Below are 25,792 nucleotides of genomic sequence, written 5' to 3'. Positions count from 1 at the left end.
CTCTACTGTCCCTGGTTGATGCCGGGCGCGTCGATCATGTTCTTCTCGAGACCCCACTTCTTCATCACCGCGGCGTAGGTGCCGTTCTTCATCAGGATCTTGAACGCGTCGAGTAGTACACCGCCCAGCGGCGAGCCCTTCTTGACGACGGCGCCTTGATAGATGTCCTTGAAGCCATTGGCCTGGCCGACACCTGAAAGTTCCAGTTGGCCCTTCGCCTGCTCGACGAAATAGGTCAGTGGCGCCTGCGAGGAGAAGAATGCGTCGGAGCGCTTCGACCGGACGGCCAGTATCGAGCTCGGCTGGTCGGTGAAGGATTGCACCTCGACGGCCGGCTTGCCGCCCTCGGTGCATTTCTGCGCCTGCTGCTTGATGACCTTTTCGGCTGAGCCACCCGACATCACGGCGATGCGCTTGCCGCACGCCGTGTCGAGCGAGGTGATGCCTTGCGGATTGCCCTTCTCGACGGCGAAGACGACGTATTCGCGCACCCAATCGATGAAGTCGTTGGATTTCTGGCGGTCGGGATAGTCGCCGACAGGTCCCATCGCGAACTGATAACGGCCGGCATTGATGCCGCTCAGCAAGGCCGGCAAGCCGGCGACCGAGGCGTGATCGACTTCGACACCGAGCAGCTGGCCGATGGCGTCGGAAATGTCCCTGGTTGCCCCGGTCAGTTCGGTGCCGGTGACGATCTCATAGGGCGGGAACGAGCCGTTGTTGACGGCCGTGATCTTTCCCGCCGTGCGGATCTCTTCCGGCAGCCGGGCCCGCAAATCTTCGTTCACCGATTGCTTCTGGATATCCTGGGCGAAGCTGGCCTGCGCCAGAATGGTGACGAGCGAGGCGAATATGAAGCTGATTGTCCTCATGGCATTCTCCTTCGTGTTCTTCGTTGCGCGTTGTCAGGCTGCGGTGGCCCGCGACCTGGCGTCGAAAGGAAACAAGGCTTCGGCGGAAATCGGTTCCGTCAGAATGCCCTGGGCATGTAGCTCGGTGACGAAATCCTCGATCATGCGCCGGTTGGCGGGCAGGCCGCTGGCGTTCCAGGAGGCAGGCAGGTCGCGCCCCGCATGAAGCAGCTCCTCGAGGATCCAGGGCGAGGTATCGGCATATTTTCGGCGCTTGCCCGTCCAGACGCGCTGGCTTTCGTCGATCAGCCTGGCGAGTTCCTGCGGCAGCCAGGGGTGCTCCCTGGCCAGGACGGCCTTGACGGCGACCAGATGCATGCCCGGGACATAACCGACGTCGGCGAAATAGGCGCGTTCGGCCGCGCGAAAATCGCGCAGCACTTGCCGGAAGCCGGAAGCCGGGCCGAAAAAGCCGTCCGGCATGAAGGGTGTGAAAACGGCGTCGAGCTCGCCTTGCGCCAGCAGCTCCATCATCGGGCGCTCGCCTGGCGCTGCTTCGATGCGACCCGGCCTGCCGAATCCGTCGAGGCGGTCGGCGACCGGGTGCTCGGATGTCAGCCTGCCGGCAAACCAGTAGGCGTCCTCGACGCCGACACCTTCGCGGCGAAGTGCCGCCCGCGTCCATGTGTTGCCGGAATCGCGCCAGCCGGTGACGCCGATGCGTTTGCCGGCAAGGTCGGAGAGCCGTACCAGCGGACTGTCACTGACCGTGATGATGCAGCGGTGGCGAAAGCCGCGCATGATGAAACACGGTATTCCAACCACCGTATCCCGGCCCGACGCCATGGCCGACACATAACGGCTGAACGAGACCTCCGCCGCATCGTAGTTCGGATCGGTACCGAGATCCGCGATCAGCGTGGCGACGCGGTCAACCTTCACCGACAAGCGGCTGGAGGTGACGTCACCGAGGACCAAGGGCGTGAGATAGTCCCAATCACGGGTGGCTATAGTGATGGAAACGGGCATCGGCATGAACTTCAACACTATGTTTGACCGGCGATTGGTAAATGTTTATTTTTGGCCGATCAAATGTTATTATGTTACTGAACATTAACACTGGCAGTCGTTGATTCGATGGATTTCGATGCAGGATGGTTCGCTGAACGCCTCGGCGACCGCACGACGCGCGGCATCGCGCGCGAGACCAGTGCGCTGATCAGAAGCGGCGCGCTGCCTGTCGGCGCAAAGCTTCCGCCGGTGCGCGATCTTGCCTATGTGCTCGGCGTCAGCCCGGCGACGGTCTCGCAGGCGTGGAGCGAGCTGCGGCGCTACAAGATCATCGGCGGCCGCGGGCGCAACGGCACCTGGATCATGGGCAACCGCTTTGCCGCCCGGCCCGAGCGCCACATGAGCGGCGGCAATTACGGTGCGGACATTCTGAACCTGGCGATCGCGGAGCCCGATGTGAAGCTCTTGCCGCCGCTCGACATCGCGCTGGCGCATGGCGCGCGCGCCGAAAAGCTCAACAGCTACGACCGGGTGCGCATCCTGCCCGAGCTGGAGGCCGCGGTGCGCCCGTCATGGCCGTACGATCCCGGCGCGTTCCTGGCCACCAATGGCGGTTACAACGCCATCTACACCTTGCTGCATGCGCTGGTCCCGACGGGGGCGCCGGTGGCCATCGAGAATCCGACGGCGCTTCGCCTGCTCGACATCCTCGAAGATCTCGACGTGCCGATCATCCCGGTGGACTGCGACAGTGACGGCCCCTTGCCCGACGCGCTCGCCAACGCTCTGCGGCAGCGGCCGGTCGCGTTCCTGTTCCAGCCGCGCGTCCATTCGGTGACCGGCGCCTGCATGTCGTCGGCGCGGCTGGAAGTCATCGGCGACCTGCTCGCCGGCACCGACGTGCTGATTGTCGAAGATGACGGCGTTGGCGATATTGCCGATGCGCCGCGCATTTCGCTTGGCCGGCGTTTTCCCGATCGCGTCGTCCACATCCTGTCCTATTCCAAGACCCATGGCCCGGACCTGCGGCTCGCCGTGCTGTCCGGATCGGCGACGATCGTCGAACAGATCCAGTCCTATCGCAGCTTCAGCTCGGGATGGACCAGCCGTATCCTGCAGGCGGCCACCGCCTGGCTGCTGCAAGACCCGGCCACGGCTGTCTTGGTCGAGCAGGCGAAGGAGGTGTATCGCCGCCGCCGCGAACGGCTCGCCGGCGAACTGGCGAAACGCGATGTCGCGATCGACGCCGGATATGGTCTCAGCGTCCTCATTCCGGTTGCTTCGGAACCTTATGCGATGGTCACGCTGGCCGCGCACGGCATCGCGGTCCATGCCGGCGCGAAGTTTTCGACCGGAAAAACGAACGCCGTCCGCGTCGCGACCAGCATCCTGGACGAGGAGCACCTCGAACACGTCGCAAATTCCCTGGCGCTGGCAGCCGACCCGGCGCGGGACGTTGTGTGAGGCAAGGCAATCGTCGTTCGGACTCCCTACTCCGCCGCCACGCCCTTCACTTCGAGATAGCTCTCCATCGAATCGTCCATCGCCTGCAGCCAGGGCGTATGGTGCAGCGGCGCCATCGTGCCGGTCATCAGCGAGCGATAGGAATGGTCGCGGAAGCCCATGATGTCTTCCGCCTTGTGGTGCTCCCACTCCATGAAGGTCTGATTGACAGCCTCGACATCGAAGCCGGGATAGTCGGTCTGCTCCATCAACTCCCTGGTGTAGTCGCCCTGGAACCAGATCATCTGCTCGGCGTCTTCCAGCGTTTCCTCGCGTGCCCGCCACTTTTTGCCGTGCTCGGCCATCGCATCGGCCGAGGGCAGTTTGATGCGGCCCATGATGACGTCGCGGGCGAACCAGGCCTGCGCGTCGAACATGTTGAAGGTGTAGAACTGGTCCTGCATGCCGATATAGGACAGCTTCGGGTTTTTCTCCCAGACGACGCCCTCGTAGAGCCCGTCCGGCCACATGCGGTTGGCGGTCTTCAGCTTCAGGTCTTCGGTCAGGAACGGGAAGGAGTGGAGATAGCCGGTGCACAGGATGATGGCGTCAACGTCTTTGGTGCTGCCGTCCTTGAAATGCGCGGTCTTGCCGACGACTTTCTGCAGCAGCGGCACTTCCTTCCAGTTCTCCGGCCATCTGAAGCCCATCGGCTTCGAGCGGTAGCTGGAGGTGATCGATCTGGCGCCGTATTTGTAGCATTGCGAGCCGATGTCCTCGGCCGAATAGGAGCGGCCGATGATCAAAATGTCCTTGCCCTTGAATTCCATCGCGTCGCGGAAGTCATGGCTGTGCAGGATACGGCCGTTGAAGGTCGAAAAGCCCTCGAAATAAGGAACGTTGGGCACGGAGAAATGCCCCGAAGCGACGACGACATTGTCGAACTCTTCCGAGTAGGTGACGTCGTTGGTGCGGTCATGCGCGGTGACGGTGAACTTCTTCGTCGCATCGGAAAAGGTGACGATGCGCACCGGGCTGTTGAAGCGCACCCATTGGCGCACGCCGGATTTTTCGACACGGCCCTTGATGTAGTCCCACAGCACGGCGCGAGGCGGATAGGAGCCGATCGGCCGGCCGAAATGCTCCTCGAACGTATAGTCGGCGAATTCGAGGCATTCCTTCGGGCCGTTCGACCAGAGATAGCGGTACATCGAGCCGTGCACCGGGTCGCCGTGCTCGTCGAGGCCGGTGCGCCAGGTGTAGTTCCACAGGCCGCCCCAGTCGGACTGCTTTTCGAAGCAGACGATCTCGGGAATGTCGGCGCCCTTGTCGGCGGCCGACTTGAAGGCCCGGAGCTGGGCCATGCCGGACGGCCCGGCTCCGATGACGGCAACACGATCTTTCATTTCGGGCCTCCCGATCTCATTTCTCTAACGAAACAAATTTCACTGACAGGACAGTAATTACCCCTTCGATGCTGTCAACAGGCCTTGTCGCGAAACCCTCGTTTCACCACGCTGGATTTCCAAGCGACGCGGTAGCTCGCGCGAAATCCGGTCATTGCGCAATTCGACACGGGTGGCTTGCCGTAAGAGTTGCGCTTCTGTATCGGCACCGAATATGTTCACCGTGAGTGAAATGAATCGGCAAGGTCCGGGGTGGCGAAATGGCGAAAAAAGCGACCAGTCTAAAGCCTGCGGCAGCCGCCGCGGGCAAAGCCAAGCCGTCGGTTGCTGTAATCGATCCGCGCAAGATGCGCGCGCCGCTCACCCAGAACCCGCACGCCATTCGCGACACTCGCGAAAAAGTGCTGGAGGTCGCGATCGGCCGCGAGGTGCGGGCATTCCGCAAGAAGCTCGGCATCACCGTCGCCGATCTGGCGGCCGCCACCGACATTTCGCTTGGCATGCTGTCGAAGATCGAGAACGGCATCACCTCGCCGTCGCTGACCACGTTGCAGGCGCTGTCGCGGGCACTCGGCGTTCCCGTCACCGCATTCTTCCGCCGCTTCGAGGAAGAGCGCAGCGCCGTCTTTGTCAAGGCCGGGGAAGGCCTCGACGTCGAGCGCCGCGGCACGCGCGCCGGCCACCAGTACAATCTGCTCGGCCATATCGGTTCCAACACCAGCGGCGTCGTCGTCGAACCCTATCTGATCACACTGACCGAGGATTCCGACGTGTTTCCGACCTTCCAGCACGAAGGGATGGAATTCCTCTACATGCTGGAAGGCGAAGTCGTTTACCGGCACGGGAGCAATCTCTACCCTATGAAGCCCGGCGACAGCCTGTTCTTCGACGCCGATGCGCCGCACGGGCCGGAAGTGCTGACCGTTCTGCCGATGCGCTATTTGTCGATCATTTGCTACCCGCAGAGCGCGGGGTGAGAGTTCGATCTCCCCCCTCGTGGGGGAGATGTCCGGCAGGACAGAGGGGGGCGCCATCGAGCGCCAGCCCCGAGCCTATCCTACAACCAGCAGAGAACCAGGCTGAGGGCATAATTACGATCGATCTAGAGGTTAGCGGGACAGCGCCCCCCTCAGCCCTGCCGGGCATTTCCCCACGAGGGGTGAGATCGGCAGCTTCGGCGACGGCAGCAGTCAATCCGGCCCAAACCCCGGCGACGTCGCACTGCCGTCATCCAACTTCGACAGCCATTCGACCAGCGTCGCGCGGTAGCGCGTCAGGCCCTTGTAGGTGGCGAGTTCCTCGGGCAGGTCGCGGATGACGCGGTGCAGGCGCCGTGCCCATTTCGGCTGCATCACCAGCTCGTCCATCTTGATCAGGTAACAGCGGATCGGGAACACGATCGCATTCGAGCGCGGCAGCCGCCAGAAGCTCTGCAGCTCGACGCGCAGATGGACCTTGTCGCCGACATTTTCCGGCGTCACCGTGGCGCGGTCCGGACCCCATTTGTGGTAATTTTCCGGGCTGGTATCGAGGCGCGGATTGATGGTCATCGTCCAGTTCAGCCGGCGCGCCGGCTTACCCTGCTGGATATTGGTGAGGAACTTCAGCGCCCGGACGAATATGCCCTTCTCATGCGCCAGCGGCACCGGCGCGTGCCATTCGAAGAAGTTCATGCCGATGTCGAAATCGAGCGACCAGTCGGCCTGGGTGGTGACCATGCCGGCATCCATCCACAGATTGCCGTCGCGCTGGTCGAGGATGCAGAAATCGCCCTGGCTCTGGCGGGTGATGTATTCCATTGGCCCATAGGGCAGCGTCGAGACGTCACCGAAGGTGAAGCTGTCGTCGATGCCGAGCGGCCGGTTGATCCAGCGCCAGCGGTCGCCGTCGCGGGCCAGGGTGAAATGCTCGGGATAGCCGGAAGCCTGCTGCTCCATCAGCAGTTCGAGCAGGTCCCAGCCGGCCAGCGTCATGTGCGGCAGCGACTGGCAGCGCAGCGGGTCTTCGGCGAGCACCAAAGCACGGTCCTGCATTTCGGCGACATAGTGCTCGTCGACGTCGATCAAATTCTCCAGCACGCTGCCCTTCGGCCCGACGACATGCGGCTCGATATTGACCGCATACATGTAGCTGTCTTCATGGAACGGGAATGGAAACCGTCTGATGTGCTCCGGGCTGTTCCGGAAGGTGAAGTCGTCGCGAAAGGTTTCCTTGCGAAAGGTAATGCCCAAGCTCGCCTCCTATCTTTCCAGCACCAGCGACCTGCCCTCGAAGCGCGACACGCAGGGCATGATCTTGCAGCCCGAACGGTGGTCTTCCTCGCTCAGCCAGTGGTCGTTGTGGATGAATTTGCCGTCATGCGAGATGACGTTGGTCTCGCACTGGCCGCAGACGCCGCCGCGGCAGAGATAGGGCGGATCGACGCCGGCCGCCTCGATCGCCTCGAGCAGGCTCTGCTGCTCGTCGACGCGGATCGTCTTGCCGCTGACCGCCAGCGTCACGTCGAAGGGCGCACCCGGCTGCGGTGCCGCGAAATGCTCGAAATGCACGGTCTCGGCAGGCCAGCCGAGGGCGGCGGCGCGGTCACGCACCCAGCCGATCATGCCGAACGGGCCACAGACATAGAGATGGGTGCCGAGCGGCTGCGACGACAGCAGCCGGTCGAGCTCGATGCGCTCGTCGCGATCGTCGTGATATAGCCTGATCCGGCGGTCGTAGCGCTCTCTCAGCAGATCGGCATAGGTGCCGAGCGAAGCGGTGCGGCAGGTGTAGTGCAACTCGAAATTGCCGCCCTCCGCCGCCAGCTGCGCGGTCTGCGCCATGAACGGGGTGATGCCGATGCCACCGGCCAGCATCAGATGCTTCCTGGCGCGCAGATCGAGCGAGAACAGGTTGACGGGGTAGCTGACCACCATCTCCGTGCCCGGCCTGACCTGCCGGTGCATGAACAGCGAGCCGCCGCGGCCGGCGTCGTCGCGGCGCACCGAGATGGTGTATTCGCGGGTATCGAGCGGCGAGCCCATCAACGAATAGGGATTGAGCCTGGTGCGTTCGCCATCGCGCATCTCGACGACGACATGGGCGCCGCCGGAAAAGGTCGGCAAGAGCTGGCCGTCGCGCCTGCGGAAATGAAAGCGCGTGACCAGCTCGTTGACCGGGACGACATCGCTGACGACGACGTCGAGCTTGGTGGTGCCGGTGCTCATCGAAAGACCTCCTCGATCGGAGGAATTTCGCTGCGGTCCTCGGCGTTGATGCAGACGCCCTGAAAGGCGGCGAGCCGCCGCGAATAGTGATCGCGCACCAGAAGCAGCAGGCCGCAATGCGAACAGGTCGCCGGCTGCGTCGTCACGTTCTCGGTGATGCCCTTGCAGTGGACGCACTGCATGCGGCGCGCCAGCGAGCCGCGATGCTCGGTCTGGATCGAGATGTGGTCGATGCCGGCTTCGAGCGCCGCCTGCATGGCCTGGCCGATCAGCCCTTCGGTGCCGGCAAGGTAGAGCCTGAGTCCCATATGCGCGTTTGCCAGCGTCTGCTTCAGCCGCGGCAGGGCGCTGGCAAAGGAATGGCCGAGGTAGAACTGCGCCGGCTTCAGCGCCTCGAGCGTATCGACGTATTTGCCGTCGCGGCCGGGAATGAAAATGATGTGGGCGCCGCCGAAGAAATCCGCCGGTGCCTTGGCGGCCAGATCGGCAATGGCCAGCGCTCCCTCTGCATCCGCTATGAAAAGATGATGCTTGCCGGGCTGCGGAGACAGGGTCCCATAGACCGGCCGGCTGATGATGCTTTTCGCTGCCATACCCGCAGTATGCCTCAGCCTTTCGCCGTGCGCTTGGTCTTCTTCGGATCGTCGAACGGAAGCGGCTCGGCGGTTGCGCTGATGGCGCCGCTCTTGTTGCGGATCTCGAGCCTGGTGCCTTGTACCGCGCAGTCGACGTCGAGCCGGGCGATGCCCATCGATTTTTTGACCAGCGGCGAATACATGGCGCAGGTCACCACGCCGACTTTTTTGCCGTCGCGATAGACTGGCGCGCCCTCGTCGGCCGGCTCCTTGCCTTCGAGCAGCACGCCGAAGATCTTGAAGCGCTCCTTGCCCTTGAGGCGATAATGCTCCTCGGCGCCGCGAAAGCCTGTCTTGCCGGGGCTGACGGTGAAATCGAGGCCGAGCTCCCACAGCGTGTCGCCGGGGCCTTCGTTCTCGAACGGGTATTTCTGCGAATTGTCGTAGGGGTAAAACAGCAGGTAGCTCTCGACGCGCAGCATGTCGAGCGTGGTGAAGCGGCACGGGATGATGCCGGCGCTCTTGCCCTCGTCGAGGATCCTGTCCCAGATCGTGCCGGCGTCCTGGCCACGGCAGAAGATCTCGTAGCCGCGCTCGCCGGTGTAGCCAGTGCGCGAGATCATCACCGGCAAGCCGAACAGCTGCGTCTGCATGTGATGGAAATAGTTGAGGTCGCGAATGCCCGGCACATGCTTTGCCAGATAGTCGACGGCGGTCGGGCCTTGCAGCGAAAGGTCGTGCAGATTGTCATCGAAGCGCAGCGACACGTCACGACCGACCGAAGCGCGCTGCAGCTCTTCATGGCCGGTGCCCGAGCCATGCACCACCATCCAGGAATTCGGGCCGGTGCGGTAGAGGATGCAGTCGTCGGTGAACTTGCCGGCCTCGTTCAGCATGCAGGCATAGGCCGACTTGCCGGGATAGATCTTTTCGACGTCGCGCGTCGTCGCCAGGTCGATCAGGTGCGAGGCGTGCGGCCCGGTGATGTGGACCTTCTTCAAGCCGGACACGTCCATCAGGCCGGCCTTGGTGCGGATGGCGATATACTCTTCGTCGGCGTCCTTGTCGTAGGTCCACGCGGTGCCCATGCCGCTCCAGTCTTCGAGCTTCGAGCCGAGCGCGCGATGGCGGTCCGCAAGGGCCGAAAATCTCCAGGATGCCGTCATCCGCTGGTCCTCCGTTCGAAAAAACTTCTTGCTTTCCCCTGCTCCCTGGCGGGAGCGTTGCCCGAATATTGATCGCAAACGCCGAGAGCCTGCAATACCCGCAAGCAAATAATTTCATTGTCAGGCAAAATCCGGCTGGTCAAACAAACAGTTAACGTTGCGTAAAATCGTCTTGACAATTGCGGAGTTCGGCTTGAAGTTATGAAAAAAATTTCACTCTCTTGAAAGAGAGCGACGGAGGGGAACCGATGTCCGACATGCAGCAGCGCATTGAAGCCCTGTACCGTTCCGACCTTCGTGGATCGGTGCTCCTGATCGTCTGTCTGTGGGCGACGATCCTCTTCGTCCTCTTCATGACATGGCCGTACATCCCCGACGCAGGCATCAAGCTCGTCGTCGCGGTCGCTGCCGCCGCGGTGCTGATCTTCAACACGGCCGCCATCCTGGCGATGGTCAACCACTACAAGGAAGACAAGGACTTCATCTACGGCCTCGACATCAAGAATGCCGACGCTTACCGCAACCGCAAGTCCTGAGGGGGGAGACGCATGGCCCGCTACACACCGCCCGAACAGAGCAAGGCCGGACAGGTTTTCGATATCGCCGTCGTCGTGGTCGCGATTTTCGTCGCGCTGTGGCTGCCACTGAAACTGGGGCTGGCAGGGGCGGCAAAATCCATCGACGCGCTCGACGCCAAGACGTGGGAAGCGCTCGGCCAGAACCCGACCATGGCCTCGATCTGGGAAAAGCTCGGCTACACGCCGGAAACCGCGCACGACATCATCCAGAACCGGTTCCACTACATCATCGACTGGCCGACGCTGATCATCATGGCCGCGGTGCTGATCGGCTATTTCATCTTTCTGTTCCGCGCATCGGACCGCGAATACCGCGACGTCATCAACGAAAATTCGACGACAAATAAACCGGGGAAGCATCGTCATGTGGGTGGCACTCTCTTACGCATGCTGGGGCATCTCGATCGTGCTCGCGCTGTGGATGCTCTACGACTGGTTCAAGATCGACACGACCTTTTCCGAAGACGTGCTGACCTCGTCCAGGGAAGGCGAACTTGAAGCCGTGTCCGAAAAACACCGGATCTGAGTGGGGATTGAACGATGACGGTCACGCTTGAACCGGTAGTGCAAGTGCAAGGCGACAGGGTTTCACTGCTCAGGGTGCTCGGCCCGGCCCATGTCTGGGCACTCGGCGTCGGCATTGTTCTGGTCGGCGAATTCACCGGCTGGAATTTCGCGGCGGACAAGGGCGGCGCGCTGGCGGCGCTGATCGTCTGCTGGATCGTTGGCCTGCTCTACACCTCGGTCGCCATGATCGATTCCGAAGTCACCTCGACGGTCGCTGCCGCCGGCGGCCAATATGCGCAGGCAAAGCACATCGTCGGGCCGCTGATGGCGTTCAACGTCGCGCTGTTCCTAGTCTTTGCCTATACCATGCTCGAAGTGTCGGACGCTATCCTGCTCGGCGACACGATCGTCGCCAAGGCCGGCGTCGAAGGCCTCAACCACAATTCCTTCATCGCCGCGACCATCGTCGTGCTGGCATGGCTGAACTATCGCGGCGTGCTGATGACGCTCAACGTAAACTTCGTCATCACCGCCATCGCCTATGTCTCGATCGTCATCCTGTTCTTCTCGGTCAGCCCGTGGACGCAAGGCGCCGTGCTCAAGCTGAACGAGCTGGTCACCCCCGGCAACGCCCTGCCCTATGGCTGGATCGGCGTCATCGCCGCCTTCCAGTTCGGCATCTGGTACTATCTCGGTATCGAAGGCACCACGCAGGCGGCCGAGGAAGTGCGTTCCCCGGCGCGCTCGCTGCCTTACGGCACGATGGCCGGCATGATTACGCTTTTGATCGCCGCCGCCATGACCTGGTATGTCTGCGCCTCGCTGATGCCCTGGGAATATCTCGGCATCACCTATTATCCGCTTTGGGACGCGGGCAAGCTGACCGGCAGCCCACTGCTGGAAAACCTGCTGTTCGTCGCCACGCTGCTTGCGGCACTTGCTTCGGCCAATGGCTGCATCAACGACGCCGCGCGCGCCTGGTTCTCGCTCGGCCGCGACCGCTATCTGCCGACCTGGTTCTCGGCCGTGCATCCGAAATACCGCACCCCCTACCGCTCGATCCTGTTCCTGCTGCCGATCGCGCTCGCCTTTGCCTTCATCGCCGACCTCAACCAGGCGATCACCTTCTCGATCCTGTCGGGCGTGCTGCAATACACCTTCATGAGCATCAACATCATCATGTTCAGGAAGAAGTGGCCGCTCGGCTCGATCCGCCGCGGCTACACCCATCCGTTCCATCCGCTGCCGGCGATCGTGCTGTTCTGCCTTTGCGTGGTCACCTTCTTTGCGATCTTCCTCGGCTTCGGCTCGCAGCTGATCGCCATGGTCGCCTTCTACTTCCTGATCTCGCTGTGGTTCCATTTCTACCGCTACAGATTCGTGCGCCGCGGTGCCCAGTTCACCATGCCGTGGCCGAAACCACAGGGGTACTGACAGGAGTAGGCTCATCCCAGAACGCAGGGCAATCGCACATGGGCAAGCGCCCCCTCACCCGGACTGCCAACCGAATTGCGAAGGGCAATTCGGGGCAATCCGACCTCTCCCCGGGGGGAGAGGGGTCGCCAGCGTTGACGCCAGCCTCTTCTCCCCAGCGGGGAGAAGGTGGCCGCGAAGCGGCCGGATGAGGGGGACTCGATACGCCCGCTCCAAAACGGGGCGGGCCTGCGCATGACGAGATATCTGAAATGATCTCAGCATTGCTCGCCGGGGCGGTTGCCCTGGCTCTCGTCCTCCATTTCGCCTGGCTTGCGCGGGCCAACCGCACCAAGGCCTTGGCCGCACTTGCCGCCGACGAAGCGGGACTTCGCGAAATCATTCCCGACGTGGCCAATGTCTCGGACGGCACCGCCGGCGTCGTCACCTTCGCCGGCTCGTGGAACGGCCGGCGGGTGCAGGTACGGACCATCGTCGACACGCTGGCGATCAGGAAGCTGCCGGCGCGCTGGCTGAGCGTTTCGATCAACGAAAAAGTCGCGGTGCCAGGCACTTTCGACATGATGATGCGGCCAGGATCGCCGACGACTTTTTCCAATTTCGATCATCTCGACCATACACTGCCGAAGGCGGCGGGATTTCCAGCCGAGGCGGTGCTGCGGAGCGACCGCAAGGGCGTGCGCTTCCCTGACGCCATTATCGCCGACCACCTCGATGTCTTTGTCGAGGGGCGCGCCAAGGAATTGCTGATCACGCCGAACGGCGTGCGCATCGTCTGGCTGCTGGCCGAGGCCGAGCGGGCGCGCTACGGCGTATTCCGGCAAGCCGAATTCGGCACAGTCAGGCTCGATCCGGGGCTGATCGAGAGGCTGCTGTCGTCGGCTTCGGCGCTGCGCGATGCCATCAATCAAAGCGAACGGCAAGCGGCATGACCAGCCAGATTACCACCTCCCCCGCACCACCGAGCCCCTATCTGGTTCTGGGCGCCGCGATCGTCTTGCCGGCAAGCGGGCATGTCGTGCTCGGCGTGCCGGTGCGCGCCCTGCAGTTCCTGTTCTTCATGGTGATACTGGCCTGGGTCACCGCCAAGATCGCGCCGCCGGATGCCAGCTTCATCGGCCGGCATGCCGGCGGCTTCCTGATCTATGCCCTGTCGATCCTGGATGCCTACAAGATCGCCCGCGTCCGCCATACCAAATGGGTTCACAATGGCGGCAAGCGCAGCGATAGTGCGGCCGGCGGCGCCTGAGCCGATATATAACGACAGGAAAATTTTTTTCATACCAATTGAATTCCCGGGACGCATTCGATACATCTCCAAGGGAACAAATCTCGGAGCCTGACATGTGCGGAATCGTCGGACTGTTTTTGAAGGACAAGTCGCTTGAGCCCCAGCTTGGCGCGATGCTGTCGGAGATGCTGATCTCGCTCAGCGATCGCGGTCCCGACAGCGCCGGCATCGCCATCTATGGCGCGTCTTCCAATGAAGCCAAGATCACCATCCAGTCGGCCAAGCCGGAGCGCGATTTCCGCGGCCTCGACGCCGACCTCGCCAAGGCGATCGGCGCGCCGGTGAGCTTGGCTGCGAAGTCGACGCATGCGGTGGTCAGGACGACGCCTGCCAAGATCGACGAAGCGCGCGAGGCGATCCAGGCGCTGCGCCCCGACATCCGCATCATGGGCGCCGGCGACGTCGTCGAGATCTACAAGGAAGTCGGCTTGCCGGAAGCGGTCGTCGATCGGTTCGGCGTCCGCGAGATGACCGGCACGCACGGCATCGGCCATACCCGCATGGCGACCGAATCGGCGGTGACGACGATGGGCGCGCATCCGTTCTCGACCGGCGCCGACCAGTGCCTGGTGCATAATGGCTCGCTGTCCAACCACAACAATGTCCGCCGCGAGCTGATCCGCGAAGGCATGACATTCGAGACCGAGAACGACACCGAAGTCGCGGCCGCCTATCTCTCCTCGCAGATGGCGCATGGCAAGAACCTCGGCGAGGCGCTGGAAGGCACGCTGAGCGACCTCGACGGCTTCTTCACCTTCGTCGTCGGCACCAAGAACGGCTTCGGCGTGGTGCGCGATCCGATCGCCTGCAAGCCCGCCGTGATGGCCGAAACCGACCAGTATGTCGCCTTCGGCTCGGAATATCGTGCGCTGACCAAACTGCCCGGCATAGACAATGCGAAGGTCTGGGAACCCGAGCCCGCAACCGTCTATTTCTGGGAGCATTGATCTTATGCCGGCAATTAACCTCTCCAAGGCCGCGCGCGAGCCGGGCCAGGCATCGAGGGTCTTCGACCTGGCCGAAATGTCGCTGCGGGAGCTCAACCAGGCGCTGCACGATCTGGCTCCCGGTTCGAACGAGACCGCCTGGGAGGTACTGCATCCGCGCGGCAGCCATTCGGTCGCCGTCGGCGTCGACCAGCCGGTCGCCATCGATGTCCGCGGCAGCGTCGGCTATTATTGCGGCGGCATGAACGACGGCGGCACCATCACCGTGCATGGTTCGGCCGGGCCCGGCGTTGGCGAAAACATGATGTCCGGCCAGATCGTCGTCAAAGGCGATGCCAGCCAGTATGCCGGCGCCACCGGCCGGGGCGGGCTGCTGGTCATCGAAGGCAATGCGTCGTCGCGCTGCGGAATTTCGATGAAAGGCATCGACATCGTCGTCCACGGCAATATCGGCCACATGTCGGCCTTCATGGCGCAATCCGGCAACCTCGTGGTGCTGGGCGATGCCGGCGATGCGCTCGGCGATTCCATCTACGAGGCGCGGCTCTTCGTGCGCGGCAAGGTCGAAAGCCTCGGCGCCGACTGCATCGCCAAGGAGATGCGGCCCGAACACCTGGAATTGCTGCAAAACCTGCTCGACCGTGCCGGCGTGACCGGCGTCAAGGCGGCGGAGTTCAAGCGCTACGGTTCGGCGCGCACGCTTTACAATTTCAATATCGACAACGCCGATGCGTATTGAGGCAGCATGACCTATCGCAACCCGCCGACGACGCCGCGCAAATCCGCGACCTTCGACGACTATACGCTTTCCGAGATCCGCCGCGCCGCGGCGACCGGCATCTATGATATCAGGGGCGCCGGCGCCAAGCGCAAGCTTCCGCATTTCGACGACCTTCTGTTCCTCGGCGCTTCGATCTCGCGCTATCCGCTCGAAGGCTATCGCGAGCGCTGCGACACCAGCGTCGTGCTCGGTTCGCGCTATGCGAAGAAACCGATCGAGCTGAAGATCCCGATCACCATTGCCGGCATGAGCTTCGGCTCGCTGTCCGGTCCGGCCAAGGAAGCGCTCGGCCGCGGCGCGACGCTGTCCGGCACCTCGACCACCACCGGCGACGGCGGCATGACCGAGGAAGAGCGCGGCCATTCGAAGACGCTGGTCTACCAGTACCTGCCGTCGCGCTACGGCATGAACCCGCGCGATCTGCGCCGCGCCGATGCGATCGAGGTGGTCGTCGGCCAGGGCGCCAAGCCCGGGGGCGGCGGCATGCTGCTCGGCCAGAAGATTTCCGACCGCGTTGCCGAAATGCGCACGCTGCCGAAAGGCATCGACCAGCGCTCGGCCTCGCGCCACCCCGACTGGACCGGGCCGGACGACCTCGAGATCAAGATCCTCGAACTGCGCGAAATCACCGATTGGGAAAAGCCGATCTACGTCAAGGTCGGCGGCGCGCGGCCCTATTATGATACCGCGCTTGCCGTGAAATCGGGCGCCGATGTCGTCGTCGTCGACGGCATGCAGGGCGGCACGGCGGCAACCCAGGAAGTGTTCATCGAAAATGTCGGCCAGCCGACGCTTGCCTGCATCAGGCCGGCTGTGCAGGCGCTGCAGGATCTCGGCATGCACCGCAAGGTGCAGCTGATCGTCTCCGGCGGCATACGCAACGGCGCCGACGTCGCCAAGGCGCTGGCGCTCGGCGTCGACGCGGTGTCGATCGGCACGGCAGCGCTTGTCGCGCTCGGCGACAACGACCCGTGCTGGGAAGCGGAATACAACGAGCTCGGCACCACCGCCGGCGCCTATGACGACTGGCATGAGGGACGCGACCCGGCCGGCATCACCACGCAGGATCCCGAGCTAATGAAACGGGTCGATCCGATTGCGGCCGGACGACGGCTGGCGAACTATCTTAAGGTAATGACACTTGAGGCTCAGACAATCGCCCGCGCCTGCGGCAAGAACAGCCTGCACAATCTCGAGCCCGAGGATCTTGTCGCCTTGACGATCGAAGCCGCCGCCATGGCCGGCGTGCCGCTGACCGGCACCAACTGGATACCGGGCAAGAACGGCTTCTAAGACAAACCAAAATGCCAGTAAGCGAGGAATTATAATGGGGAACGATCTCGCCGCCTTCGCCAAGGAGAAGGGCGTCAAATATTTCATGATATCCTACACCGACCTGTTCGGCGGGCAGCGTGCCAAGCTGGTGCCGGCGCAGGCGATCGCCGACATGCAGCGGGACGGCGCCGGCTTTGCCGGCTTTGCTACCTGGCTCGACCTGACGCCGGCGCATCCCGACATGCTGGCCGTGCCGGATCCGGATTCGGTGATCCAGTTGCCGTGGAAGCCCGAAGTCGCCTGGGTCGCCGCCAACTGCATGATGGACGACAAATCGGTCGAGCAGGCGCCACGCAACACGCTGAAGCGGCTGATCGCCGAGGCCGCCGGCGACGGCATGCACATCAAGACCGGCGTCGAGGCCGAGTTCTTCCTGATCTCGCCGGACGGCAAGACGATTTCCGACGAATACGACACGGCGTCGAAGCCCTGCTACGACCAGCAGGCGGTGATGCGCCGCTACGACGTCATCGCCGAGATCTGCGACCATATGCTGGCGCTCGGCTGGGGCGCCTACCAGAACGACCATGAGGACGCCAACGGCCAGTTCGAGATGAACTGGGCCTTCGACGATGCTCTGGCGACCGCCGACAAGCATTCCTTCTTCAAATTCATGGTGAAATCCGTTGCGGAAAAGCACGGCCTGCGCGCGACCTTCATGCCGAAGCCGTTCCAGGGCCTGACCGGCAATGGCTGCCATGCCCACATCTCGGTTTGGGACAGGGACGGCAAGACCAATGTCTTTGCCGATAATGCGATGGAACTCGGCCTGTCGGCCAAGGGCAGGAATTTCCTCGGCGGCATCATGAAACATGCTTCCGCGCTGGCCGCGATCACCAACCCGACGGTCAATTCCTACAAGCGCATCAACGCACCGCGCACCATCTCCGGCGCCACCTGGGCACCGAACACCGTGACCTGGACCGGCAATAACCGCACCCACATGGTGCGCGTGCCCGGCCCCGGCCGCTTCGAGCTGCGCCTGCCCGACGGCGCGGCAAATCCCTATCTGCTGCAGGCGGTGATCATCGCCGCCGGCCTCGATGGCGTCCGCTCGAAGGCCGATCCCGGCAGGCGCTACGACATCGACATGTACCAGTTCGGCCATACGGTCGAGGGCGCGCCGAAGCTGCCGCTCAACCTGCTCGACGCATTGCGCGAGTTCGACAACGACAAATCGCTCAAGGCGGCGCTGGGTGAGGAATTCTCGTCGGCCTATCTAAAGCTCAAGCAACAGGAATGGAATTCCTATGCTTCCCACTTCACCCAGTGGGAGCGCGACCACACGCTCGACATCTGATCCGGAATTGTTGCACGCCCGGCGCGAAACAGGTTCATGAAATACTCGATCTTCTCCCTCGCCCGGGCGGCATTTTCCGGCCACAAGAACTGGCAGCGCACCTGGCGCGACGCCAGCCCGAAGAGCCACTACGACGTGGTGGTCATCGGCGGCGGCGGCCATGGACTGGCGACGGCATGGTTCCTCGCCAGCGAGTACGGCATCAGGAATGTCGCGGTGCTGGAAAAAGGCTGGATCGGCTCCGGCAATGCCGGCCGCAACACCACCATCATCCGCTCCAATTACGGGCTGCCCGGCAATACCAGCTTCTACGAGCTTTCGATGAAGCTGTGGGAACGGATGGAGCAGGACCTCAACTACAACACCATGGTCAGCCAGCGCGGCGTCATCAATCTCTACCATTCCGACGCGCAGCGCGACGCCTACGCACGGCGCGGCAACACCATGCGCTTCAACGGCATCGATGCCGAACTGCTCGATCTGGCGGCGGTCAGGAAGATGATGCCGTTCCTGAACTTCGACAATGCGCGCTTTCCGGTGCAGGGCGGCCTCTTGCAGCGGCGCGGCGGCACGGCGCGCCACGACGCCGTGGTCTGGGGCTATGCGCGTGCGGCGAGCGCGCTCGGCGTCGACATCATCCAGAATTGCGAGGTGACCGGCTTTGTCCGCGACGGCAACGGCAAGGTGACCGGCGTCGAGACGAGCCGCGGCAAGATCGGTGCGGCCAAGGTCGGCATGGCGGTCGCCGGCTCCTCGTCGCGCGTTGCGGCGATGGCCGGCATGCGGCTGCCGATCGAAAGCCATGTGCTGCAGGCCTTCGTCTCGGAGGCGATCAAGCCGCTGATCCCCAACGTCATGACCTTCGGCGCCGGCCATTTCTACGTCAGCCAGTCCGACAAGGGCGGCCTGGTCTTCGGCGGCGACATCGACGGCTACAATTCCTACGCCCAGCGCGGCAATCTGCCTGTCATGGAGGACGTCTGCGAAGGCGGCATGGCGCTGATGCCGATGATCGGCCGCGTGCGGCTGCTGCGCCAGTGGGGCGGCATCATGGACATGTCGATGGACGGCTCGCCGATCATCGACAAGACGCCGGTCGACGGGCTCTATCTCAATGCCGGCTGGTGCTATGGCGGCTTCAAGGCGACGCCCGGCTCCGGCTTGGTCTTTGCCCATCTTCTGGCGCGCGACGAGCCGCACAAGGAGGCGGCGCGCTTCCGCCTCGACCGCTTCCGGCGAGGTGCGATGATCGACGAAAAGGGCCAGGGCGCCCAACCGAACCTGCATTGAAGGCTGGCTGAAGAGCATGCGCATTGTCTGTCCCTTCTGCGGCGAACGCGAACTCGGCGAGTTCACCTATCTGGGCGACGCCAGGCCGGTGCGTCCGGCGGCCGGCTCCTCCGAAGACGAGGTCTTCGACTATGTCTATCTGCGCGACAATGTCGCCGGGCCGATGAGCGAATACTGGTATCATGGCGGCGGCTGCCGGGCCTGGCTGAAGGTCGCCCGCAACACCCTGACGCACGAGATTTCGTCGGTCGAGCCGGCTGCGGGCGTTGGCGCCGCCAAGGTGGGCGCCTGATGGTTGGCCCTGCGCAGACACACCGGCTGGAGAGCGGCGGTCTCATCGATCGCGCCGCGCCGCTGAGCTTCCGCTTCGACGGCAAGAGCTTTGCCGGCTTCCAAGGCGACACGCTGGCCTCGGCGCTGATTGCCAATGGCGTCAAGTTGATCGGCCGATCGTTCAAATACCATCGCCCGCGCGGCATCCTGACCGCCGGGTCGGAGGAGCCCAACGCGCTGGTCGAACTGCGCAGCGGAGCGCGGCGCGAGCCGAACACCAAGGCGACCACGGCCGAACTTTACGACGGGCTCGAGGCCGCCAGCCAGAACCGCTGGCCGTCGCTGCGCCACGATCTGATGGCGGTCAACCAGCTGTTTGCGCCGATCTTCGTCGCCGGCTTCTACTACAAGACCTTCATGTGGCCGGCGAAATTCTGGGAAGCGGTCTACGAACCGGCGATCCGCCGAGCCGCCGGTCTCGGCCGCGCCGCCGGCGTCGCCGATCCCGACCATTACGACAAGGCGTGGGCGCATTGCGACGTGCTGATCGCCGGCTCTGGCCCGGGCGGGCTCGCGGCGGCATTGGCGGCCGGGCGCAGCGGCGCCCGTGTCATCCTGTGCGAGGAAGATTTTGCGTTCGGCGGCCGTCTGCTTGCCGACGGCGGCACCATCGACAGCCTGCCGGCGGCCGAATGGATTTCGCGCACGCTGGCCGAACTCGCAGCACTCCCCGATGTCCGCATCATGAACCGCACGACATTGTTCGGCGTCTATGATGGCGGCACCTATGGCGCGATCGAGCGGGTCAATGACCACCTGCCCTCCCCGCCAGAGCACCAAGTGCGCCAAAGGCTATGGCGGATCGTGGCTAGGCGCTGCGTCGTTGCCGCCGGCGCCATCGAGCGGCCGATCGTGTTTGCCGGCAACGACACGCCCGGCGTGATGATGGCTTCGGCGATGCGGACCTATGTCGCGCGCTACGCGGCGGCGCCGGCAAAGAGGATCGCGCTGCTCACCAACAATGCGGATGGCTGGCGCACGGTCGAGACCGCGCTCGCCGCCGGATTGCAGATCGCGGCGGTCGTCGATGCGCGCCCGGACGTCTCCGCCGCACATCGCGCGCTCGCCGCCAAGGCCGGCTTTCCGGTGCTCAGCGGCTCGGTCAGCGGGGTCGAAGGCGGCAAGGACGGCGTGCGGAAAATCGCGATCTCGCTGACCGGCGGCGCACGTGCGGAAGTCGAAGCCGACGGGCTTGCCGTCTCCGGCGGCTGGAATCCGGCGGTCGGGCTGACCTCCTACCATCGCGGCCGGCCGAAATGGCAGGACGACATCGCAGCCTTCGTCCCGGACGGTGCGCCTCCGGGCATGATGGCCGCAGGCGCCGCCAACGGCGCCTTCGGGTTGGGCGACTGCCTGCGCCAGGGCTTTGCCGCAGGAGCGGCGGCAGCACAGAGGGCCGGGCGCAGCGGCAATGCCGGCACATCGCCGGTTGCCGACAGCGAGGCGTTTTCGCTAACGCCGCTCTGGCATGTCGGCGGCAAAGGGAAAGCCTTCGTCGATTACCAGCATGACGTGACCGCGTCCGACATCGAACTGGCGCAGCGCGAAGGCTTCGAGTCGATCGAGCATCTGAAGCGCTATACGACGCTCGGCATGGCCACCGACCAGGGCAAGACCTCGAACGTCGCCGGCCTCGCCATCATGGCTGCGTTGTCAGGCAAATCCATTCCCGAGACCGGCACGACGATCTACCGCCCGCCCTATGTGCCGGTCGCTATCGGCGCCTTCGCCGGCCATCATCGCGACGAGAATTTTCATGCGACACGGTTGACGCCGTCGCATCACTGGGCAGCCGAACAAGGCGCGGTGTTCGTCGACACCGGCCTGTGGAAGCGCGCGCAATGGTACCCGCGGGCCGGCGAAAAGGACTGGCTGGAATCGGTCACCCGCGAGGTCAAGGCGGTGCGCTCCGGCGTCGGCTTCTGCGACGTCTCGACGCTCGGCAAGATCGACGTGCACGGTCCGGATGCCGGCGCCTTCCTCGACCGCGTCTACATCAACACCTTTTCCAATCTTGCCGTCGGCAAAGCCCGCTACGGGCTGATGCTGCGCGAGGACGGCATCGTCTATGACGACGGCACCACATCGCGGTTGGCCGAGGACCATTATTTCCTGACCACCACCACCGCCAAGGCCGGGCTGGTGATGCAGCATCTCGAATTCTGCCGCCAGGTGCTATTTCCTGAGTTCGACGTGCAGCTCACCTCCGTCTCCGACCAGTGGGCGCAATTCTCGATCGCCGGGCCGAAGACCCGGGACCTGCTCCGGGAAATCGTCGATCCGGCCGAGGATCTGTCGAATGAGGGTTTTCCGTTCATGGGCGCGCGCGAGGTATCGCTTCGCGGCGGCACCAGGGCGCGGCTGTTCCGCATCTCGTTCTCCGGCGAGATGGCCTTCGAGATTTCGGTTCCCGCCCGTTACGGCGACGCGCTGGTGCGCAATTTGATGCTGGCCGGGAAGCCATTCGGCGTTACGCCCTACGGCACCGAGGCGCTCGGCGTCATGCGCATCGAAAAGGGCCATGTCGCCGGGCCGGAGCTGAACGGCACGACGACGGCCGCCGACCTCGGCCTCGGCAAGATGATGTCGACCAAGAAGGATTTCATTGGCCGCGTCATGGCCGGGCGCGAGGCGCTGGTCGCGCCGGACCGGCAGGTCGTCGTCGGGATCAAGCCGGTCGACAAGACGCGCCGCCTGCGTTCCGGCGCGCATATTATCCCGAAGGGCGAGACGCCCGGTCCCGCCAACGACCAGGGCTACGTCACCTCGGTCTGCTTCTCGCCGGTGCTCGACCAGTGGATCGGGCTTGGCCTGGTCGAGCGCGGCCGCGAGCGCATCGGCGAGATCGTCCATGCGCATGACCCGCTGCGCGGCGAGGACTACGATGTCGAGCTGTGCAGCCCCGTCTTCTACGATCCGGATGGAGGGCGCCAGCGTGGTTGAGTTGTCCTGGATTGCCCGCAGTCCGCTGGAGAAAGCGCTCGTCGTCGGCGCCCATGGCGCGCGCGGCACCGAGGCCGGCGTTTGGCTGACGGAAATCCGCAATTTCGACCTGATCCAGGTGATGGCGCGGCGCGGCAAAACGGCGGAGCTGGCAAAAGCTGCCCAGGCCCGTTTCGACGTTGCCGCACCGGAAACGCCCAAGGCGGTCCAAGTTCCCGACGCTACGCTGATCTGGTCGGGACCGGATCAGTTCCTCGTCCTGTCGAAAGGCGCCAAGCACGCGATCGAACCGCTGAGCCAGGCGTTCTCGCAATCCGCCTCGCTGTCGGACCAGTCGCATGCCCGCGTCCTGATCAGCGTTTCGGGAGAAAAGGCGCGCGCGATGTTGGCCAAACTGTCGTCGTTAGACCTGCACCCGGCGGCGTTCCCGGCCGGCACCGCTGCCGCGACATCGATCGACCATACCAGCGTCAATCTGTGGCGCGGCCATGACCGGCCGGATAGGCAGGCGGTGTTCAATCTCCTGGTGTTCGCGACGTTTGCCGAAAGCCTGTGGCACACGATGCTCGATGCCGCCGCGGAGTATGGCGTCGACATCGGGCATTCCGAGGAATTGGCATAGCCTTGGCGCGTCTTCCCTTCTCCCCTTGTGGGGTCCGAAGGACGGGACGAGACCCGTGGCTCGCCCCAGGGCGGTGGATCGGCGCGCAGCGCCGAGACGGATGAGGGGTGTTCCAGCGGAGTGAGAGGCTGGCGTTCCCTGGAACACCCCTCATCCGTCGCCTTCGGCGACACCTTCTCCCCCAAGGGGAGAAGGGGGAGCTTGTGCCACCTTCACCTTGCCAACTCCGGCTCTTCTGCCCTATTCTTCCCGCTAAAATAATTTCACGCACAGGCAAACTTGTTTCTCGAAACCAGGGTTGAGATGAGCCAGTCGCCCTACCCCGTAATCGCCGCCGGACCGCCCCGGCCGAGTCTGATCCTGCGGCCAGGCCAGATCGCGCTGCCGGCCGGGATGGAGCGCTATTCGGTTCAGGGCAATGGCGCGGTGCTGATCGAGGTCGAGGCCGGCGACAGCATCACTGTGCGCAATGTCGAGGGCGGGCAGGCCTGCGAGCTGCTGGTATGGGACAGCACCGGCGTAACCGATCCCGGTATTCTCGGCGAAAAATCGAACAGCAATGCCGCCGGCATTAAGGCGCTGCTGGCCGATAGCGACGATAGCCTCGCTTCCTTGCGCCGAGGCCTCGAACGTCGCCAGGTACAGCTAGATCAGGCAAAGGCGGTCCGCGTCTTCGGCGGCTCCACCCCTGCCGGCAGCGAACAGAGCTTTGCGATCGCCCGCGACGGCTCGATGCTCGTCGCTGCACCCGGCGGTCCGATGCTGGTCGACGGCCACGATACCGCAACGCCGCTCAGCGTCATCCTGCGCCGCGCCACGATCCGTCCAGCTGCGAAGTCGCGGCTTGCCGACCCGCTGGCCGATCCGGTGCTCGATCTGCGCGTCCATTCGGCGACGGCGGAAGCCTATTTCGTCAAAGCCGGCGACTATCTGCAGATCATCGATGTCGACGGGCGCCAATGCACCGACTTCCAGTGCTTTTCGGCGCGCAAGCTGGACAAGGGCCGCGATCATCCGCTCGACGTGACGACGACGCGCACGCTGATGGGTTCGAGCTATCCGATGCCCGGGCTGCACTCGAAATATTATGACCAGGACATGGAGCCGCTGGTCGAGGTTATCCAGGACACTTGCGGCCGGCACGATGCATTCGCGCTCGCCTGCGCGGCCAAATATTACGACGACATCGGCTATCCCGGCCATCCCAACTGCTCGGAGAATTTCAACCGCGCGCTGGCCGACAAGGGTGTGACGCCCCGCGCCGGCTGGATGGCGATCAACTTCTTCTTCAACACGGCCATCGACGCGCATGGCGTCGTCGTTTCCGATGAGCCGTGGTCGCGGCCGGGCGACTATGTGCTGCTGCGGGCGCTCACGGATATCGTCTGCGTCTCGTCCGCCTGCCCCGACGATACGACGCCGGCCAATGGCTGGAACCTGACCGACATCCATGTGCGGACCTATGCCGGCCAGCACAAATTCTCGCGAGCGATCGCCAGACGCATGACGCCCGATTCGGAACCGAAAATGACCCGCGAGACCGCCTTTCATTCGAGCTTTGCCAAGCACACCCGCAACTTCGTCGAGTACAAGGGTTATTGGCTGGCCAATTCCTTCGCCAGGCAAGGCCCGATCGACGAATACTGGGCCTGCCGGCAGGATGCAGTGATCATGGACCTGTCGCCGCTGCGCAAGTTCGAGATCACCGGCCCGGATTCGGAAGCGCTGCTGCAATACACGCTGACCCGCGACATCAGGAAGCTCGGCGTCGGCCAGGTCGTCTATTCCGCCATGTGCTACGAGCAGGGCGGCATGATCGACGACGGCACGCTGCTTCGGCTCGGCAAGGATAATTTCCGCTGGGTTGGCGGCGACGATCTATCCGGCGAATGGCTGCGCGAAACGGCGACGAAACTCGGCCTTACCGTGCTGGTGCGTTCATCGACCGACCAGATGCACAATGTCGCCGTGCAGGGACCGAAAAGCCGCGACATTCTCAGGCAGATCATCTGGACCTCGCCGCTGCAGCCGTCGATCGACGAGCTCGAGTGGTTCCGCTTTGCCGTCGCCCGCATCGGCGGCGGCAACGGCATTCCGGTCGTCGTTTCGCGCACCGGTTACACCGGCGAGCTCGGCTACGAGATCTGGTGCCATCCGCGCGACGCCGAAAAGGTGTTCGACGCCATCTGGGAGGCCGGCCAGCCGCACGGCCTGAAGCCGATGGGGCTGCAAGCGCTCGACATGGTGCGCATCGAGGCCGGGCTGATCTTTGCCGGCTACGAGTTCTCCGACCAGACCGACCCCTTCGAGGCCGGCATCGGCTTCACCGTGCCGCTAAAGACCAAGACCGACGATTTCATCGGCCGCGAGGCGCTGATCCGCCGCAAGGAAAACCCCCAGAAGAAGCTGGTCGGCCTCGACATCGACGCCAATGTCGCGGTCGGCCACGGCGACTGCGTGCATGTCGGCCGCGCCCAGGTCGGCGTCGTCACCTCAGGCATGCGTTCGCCGGTGCTGAACAAGAATATCGCGTTGGCCAGGCTCGACGTCGCGCATTCGGCGATTGGCACCGAGGTCGAGATCGGCAAGCTCGACGGCCACAGCAAGCGGCTGCCGGCGCGCGTCGTCGCCATTGCCCACTACGATCCGCAGAAGACCAGGCCGCGCTCCTGATCGACGCTGCCTGGTTCTTCCCTTCTCCCCCAGTGGGAGAAGGTGGATTGGCGCGCAGCGCCAAGACGGTTGAGGGGTGCTGGACAGAGCGCGGTTGGTG

23 protein-coding genes are annotated in these 25,792 nt (G+C 63.9%); 16 read left to right on the top strand and 7 right to left on the bottom strand.

What is annotated here, in order from left to right; translation table 11 throughout:
- Positions 1–2: 2 nt before the first annotated feature.
- Together NKG95_RS24935 and NKG95_RS24930 are read right to left on the bottom strand one after the other, a co-directional pair.
- A complete protein-coding gene (locus NKG95_RS24935) occupies positions 3–872 on the bottom strand; it encodes an ABC transporter substrate-binding protein (protein WP_352548726.1) in 870 nt (289 codons plus the stop codon).
- 33 nt (positions 873–905) lie between these two features.
- Positions 906–1,880, bottom strand: coding sequence for a substrate-binding domain-containing protein (locus tag NKG95_RS24930; protein WP_352484111.1), 975 nt, complete (start codon positions 1,878–1,880; stop codon positions 906–908).
- A gap of 108 nt (positions 1,881–1,988) precedes the next feature.
- On the opposite strand from NKG95_RS24930, the gene NKG95_RS24925 reads away from it, so the two are divergent.
- Positions 1,989–3,326: an aminotransferase-like domain-containing protein gene (locus NKG95_RS24925; protein ID WP_352484112.1), complete on the top strand. Its 1,338-nt coding sequence runs from the start codon at positions 1,989–1,991 to the stop codon at positions 3,324–3,326.
- A 26-nt stretch (positions 3,327–3,352) separates the two neighbouring features.
- Here NKG95_RS24925 and NKG95_RS24920 read toward each other — a convergent pair whose 3' ends face one another.
- Entirely contained in the window at positions 3,353–4,711 is a 1,359-nt protein-coding gene (locus NKG95_RS24920) for a trimethylamine monooxygenase (protein WP_353042817.1), read from the bottom strand.
- Between the two features lie 260 nt (positions 4,712–4,971).
- Between NKG95_RS24920 and NKG95_RS24915 the strand changes: the two genes are divergently transcribed.
- A complete protein-coding gene (locus tag NKG95_RS24915; RefSeq protein WP_023716777.1) occupies positions 4,972–5,688 on the top strand; it encodes a helix-turn-helix domain-containing protein in 717 nt (238 codons plus the stop codon).
- A gap of 213 nt (positions 5,689–5,901) precedes the next feature.
- On the opposite strand, the gene NKG95_RS24910 is transcribed toward NKG95_RS24915, so the two are convergent.
- The 4 genes from NKG95_RS24910 to NKG95_RS24895 are packed head-to-tail and all read right to left on the bottom strand — an operon-like array spanning position 5,902 to position 9,658.
- The gene (locus tag NKG95_RS24910; protein WP_353042816.1) at positions 5,902–6,942 is read right to left on the bottom strand and encodes a heme-dependent oxidative N-demethylase family protein; all 1,041 of its coding nucleotides are present in this window, start codon (positions 6,940–6,942) and stop codon (positions 5,902–5,904) included.
- A 9-nt stretch (positions 6,943–6,951) separates the two neighbouring features.
- Positions 6,952–7,917, bottom strand: coding sequence for a PDR/VanB family oxidoreductase (locus NKG95_RS24905; RefSeq protein WP_353042815.1), 966 nt, complete (start codon positions 7,915–7,917; stop codon positions 6,952–6,954).
- Entirely contained in the window at positions 7,914–8,510 is a 597-nt protein-coding gene (locus tag NKG95_RS24900) for a dimethylamine monooxygenase subunit DmmA family protein (RefSeq protein ID WP_353042814.1), read from the bottom strand. The genes NKG95_RS24905 and NKG95_RS24900 overlap by 4 nt, the downstream gene beginning before the upstream one ends.
- Positions 8,511–8,524: 14 nt before the next feature.
- Entirely contained in the window at positions 8,525–9,658 is a 1,134-nt protein-coding gene (locus tag NKG95_RS24895) for an aminomethyl transferase family protein (protein ID WP_023716772.1), read from the bottom strand.
- Between the two features lie 248 nt (positions 9,659–9,906).
- On the opposite strand from NKG95_RS24895, the gene NKG95_RS24890 reads away from it, so the two are divergent.
- The 14 genes from NKG95_RS24890 (at position 9,907) to NKG95_RS24825 (ending at position 25,692) form a co-directional block, all read left to right on the top strand.
- The gene (locus tag NKG95_RS24890) at positions 9,907–10,194 is read left to right on the top strand and encodes a hypothetical protein (RefSeq protein ID WP_023716771.1); all 288 of its coding nucleotides are present in this window, start codon (positions 9,907–9,909) and stop codon (positions 10,192–10,194) included.
- A 12-nt stretch (positions 10,195–10,206) separates the two neighbouring features.
- Positions 10,207–10,734, top strand: a complete 528-nt coding sequence (locus NKG95_RS24885; RefSeq protein WP_502913984.1) for a hypothetical protein — start codon at positions 10,207–10,209, stop codon at positions 10,732–10,734.
- Positions 10,735–10,776: 42 nt separating this feature from the next.
- Positions 10,777–12,177 (top strand): APC family permease, encoded by a 1,401-nt coding sequence (locus NKG95_RS24880; protein ID WP_353023323.1) that lies wholly within the window; start codon positions 10,777–10,779, stop codon positions 12,175–12,177.
- 242 nt (positions 12,178–12,419) lie between these two features.
- Positions 12,420–13,109 carry a hypothetical protein gene (locus NKG95_RS24875; protein ID WP_353042850.1) on the top strand — a complete coding sequence of 230 codons (690 nt, stop codon included), beginning with the start codon at positions 12,420–12,422 and terminating at the stop codon, positions 13,107–13,109.
- A complete protein-coding gene (locus tag NKG95_RS24870; protein ID WP_353042813.1) occupies positions 13,106–13,426 on the top strand; it encodes a hypothetical protein in 321 nt (106 codons plus the stop codon). Before NKG95_RS24875 ends, NKG95_RS24870 begins: the two co-directional genes overlap by 4 nt.
- Positions 13,427–13,521: 95 nt before the next feature.
- On the top strand, positions 13,522–14,415 hold the full coding sequence (locus NKG95_RS24865) for a class II glutamine amidotransferase (RefSeq protein WP_023716765.1): 894 nt from the start codon (positions 13,522–13,524) through the stop codon (positions 14,413–14,415).
- A gap of 4 nt (positions 14,416–14,419) precedes the next feature.
- Positions 14,420–15,154, top strand: a complete 735-nt coding sequence (locus NKG95_RS24860) for a GltB/FmdC/FwdC-like GXGXG domain-containing protein (RefSeq protein WP_023716764.1) — start codon at positions 14,420–14,422, stop codon at positions 15,152–15,154.
- 6 nt (positions 15,155–15,160) lie between these two features.
- Positions 15,161–16,489, top strand: a complete 1,329-nt coding sequence (locus tag NKG95_RS24855; RefSeq protein WP_353042812.1) for an FMN-binding glutamate synthase family protein — start codon at positions 15,161–15,163, stop codon at positions 16,487–16,489.
- A gap of 34 nt (positions 16,490–16,523) precedes the next feature.
- Entirely contained in the window at positions 16,524–17,831 is a 1,308-nt protein-coding gene (gene glnT / locus NKG95_RS24850; RefSeq protein WP_352484123.1) for a type III glutamate--ammonia ligase, read from the top strand.
- Between the two features lie 36 nt (positions 17,832–17,867).
- The gene (locus NKG95_RS24845; protein ID WP_353042811.1) at positions 17,868–19,121 is read left to right on the top strand and encodes a sarcosine oxidase subunit beta family protein; all 1,254 of its coding nucleotides are present in this window, start codon (positions 17,868–17,870) and stop codon (positions 19,119–19,121) included.
- A gap of 16 nt (positions 19,122–19,137) precedes the next feature.
- Positions 19,138–19,413, top strand: a complete 276-nt coding sequence (locus NKG95_RS24840; RefSeq protein ID WP_023716760.1) for a sarcosine oxidase subunit delta — start codon at positions 19,138–19,140, stop codon at positions 19,411–19,413.
- Positions 19,413–22,397 (top strand): sarcosine oxidase subunit alpha, encoded by a 2,985-nt coding sequence (locus NKG95_RS24835; protein ID WP_353042810.1) that lies wholly within the window; start codon positions 19,413–19,415, stop codon positions 22,395–22,397. The genes NKG95_RS24840 and NKG95_RS24835 overlap by 1 nt, the downstream gene beginning before the upstream one ends.
- The gene (locus NKG95_RS24830; protein WP_352884676.1) at positions 22,390–23,019 is read left to right on the top strand and encodes a sarcosine oxidase subunit gamma; all 630 of its coding nucleotides are present in this window, start codon (positions 22,390–22,392) and stop codon (positions 23,017–23,019) included. The genes NKG95_RS24835 and NKG95_RS24830 overlap by 8 nt, the downstream gene beginning before the upstream one ends.
- Before the next feature lie 303 nt (positions 23,020–23,322).
- Positions 23,323–25,692, top strand: a complete 2,370-nt coding sequence (locus NKG95_RS24825) for a trimethylamine N-oxide demethylase (protein WP_353042809.1) — start codon at positions 23,323–23,325, stop codon at positions 25,690–25,692.
- The last annotated feature ends 100 nt before the right edge of the window (positions 25,693–25,792 follow it).

This window comes from Mesorhizobium sp. M1423, from assembly GCF_040317575.1.
Classification (GTDB): Bacteria; Pseudomonadota; Alphaproteobacteria; order Rhizobiales; family Rhizobiaceae; genus Mesorhizobium.
The sequence above is the reverse complement of the archived record's forward strand: the minus strand, read 5'-3'. Positions and strand labels throughout refer to the sequence as shown.

Bases quoted from the DNA above. Each gene is read 5' to 3' on its own strand.
- NKG95_RS24935 (WP_352548726.1), bottom strand. From the start codon at position 872: ATGAGGACAATCAGCTTCATATTCGCCTCGCTCGTCACCATTCTGGCG.
- NKG95_RS24930 (WP_352484111.1), bottom strand. From the start codon at position 1,880: ATGCCCGTTTCCATCACTATAGCCACCCGTGATTGGGACTATCTCACG.
- NKG95_RS24925 (WP_352484112.1), top strand. From the start codon at position 1,989: ATGGATTTCGATGCAGGATGGTTCGCTGAACGCCTCGGCGACCGCACG.
- NKG95_RS24920 (WP_353042817.1), bottom strand. From the start codon at position 4,711: ATGAAAGATCGTGTTGCCGTCATCGGAGCCGGGCCGTCCGGCATGGCC.
- NKG95_RS24915 (WP_023716777.1), top strand. From the start codon at position 4,972: ATGGCGAAAAAAGCGACCAGTCTAAAGCCTGCGGCAGCCGCCGCGGGC.
- NKG95_RS24905 (WP_353042815.1), bottom strand. From the start codon at position 7,917: ATGAGCACCGGCACCACCAAGCTCGACGTCGTCGTCAGCGATGTCGTC.
- NKG95_RS24900 (WP_353042814.1), bottom strand. From the start codon at position 8,510: ATGGCAGCGAAAAGCATCATCAGCCGGCCGGTCTATGGGACCCTGTCT.
- NKG95_RS24895 (WP_023716772.1), bottom strand. From the start codon at position 9,658: ATGACGGCATCCTGGAGATTTTCGGCCCTTGCGGACCGCCATCGCGCG.
- NKG95_RS24890 (WP_023716771.1), top strand. From the start codon at position 9,907: ATGTCCGACATGCAGCAGCGCATTGAAGCCCTGTACCGTTCCGACCTT.
- NKG95_RS24885 (WP_502913984.1), top strand. From the start codon at position 10,207: ATGGCCCGCTACACACCGCCCGAACAGAGCAAGGCCGGACAGGTTTTC.
- NKG95_RS24880 (WP_353023323.1), top strand. From the start codon at position 10,777: ATGACGGTCACGCTTGAACCGGTAGTGCAAGTGCAAGGCGACAGGGTT.
- NKG95_RS24870 (WP_353042813.1), top strand. From the start codon at position 13,106: ATGACCAGCCAGATTACCACCTCCCCCGCACCACCGAGCCCCTATCTG.
- NKG95_RS24865 (WP_023716765.1), top strand. From the start codon at position 13,522: ATGTGCGGAATCGTCGGACTGTTTTTGAAGGACAAGTCGCTTGAGCCC.
- NKG95_RS24860 (WP_023716764.1), top strand. From the start codon at position 14,420: ATGCCGGCAATTAACCTCTCCAAGGCCGCGCGCGAGCCGGGCCAGGCA.
- NKG95_RS24855 (WP_353042812.1), top strand. From the start codon at position 15,161: ATGACCTATCGCAACCCGCCGACGACGCCGCGCAAATCCGCGACCTTC.
- glnT (WP_352484123.1), top strand. From the start codon at position 16,524: ATGGGGAACGATCTCGCCGCCTTCGCCAAGGAGAAGGGCGTCAAATAT.
- NKG95_RS24845 (WP_353042811.1), top strand. From the start codon at position 17,868: ATGAAATACTCGATCTTCTCCCTCGCCCGGGCGGCATTTTCCGGCCAC.
- NKG95_RS24840 (WP_023716760.1), top strand. From the start codon at position 19,138: ATGCGCATTGTCTGTCCCTTCTGCGGCGAACGCGAACTCGGCGAGTTC.
- NKG95_RS24835 (WP_353042810.1), top strand. From the start codon at position 19,413: ATGGTTGGCCCTGCGCAGACACACCGGCTGGAGAGCGGCGGTCTCATC.
- NKG95_RS24825 (WP_353042809.1), top strand. From the start codon at position 23,323: ATGAGCCAGTCGCCCTACCCCGTAATCGCCGCCGGACCGCCCCGGCCG.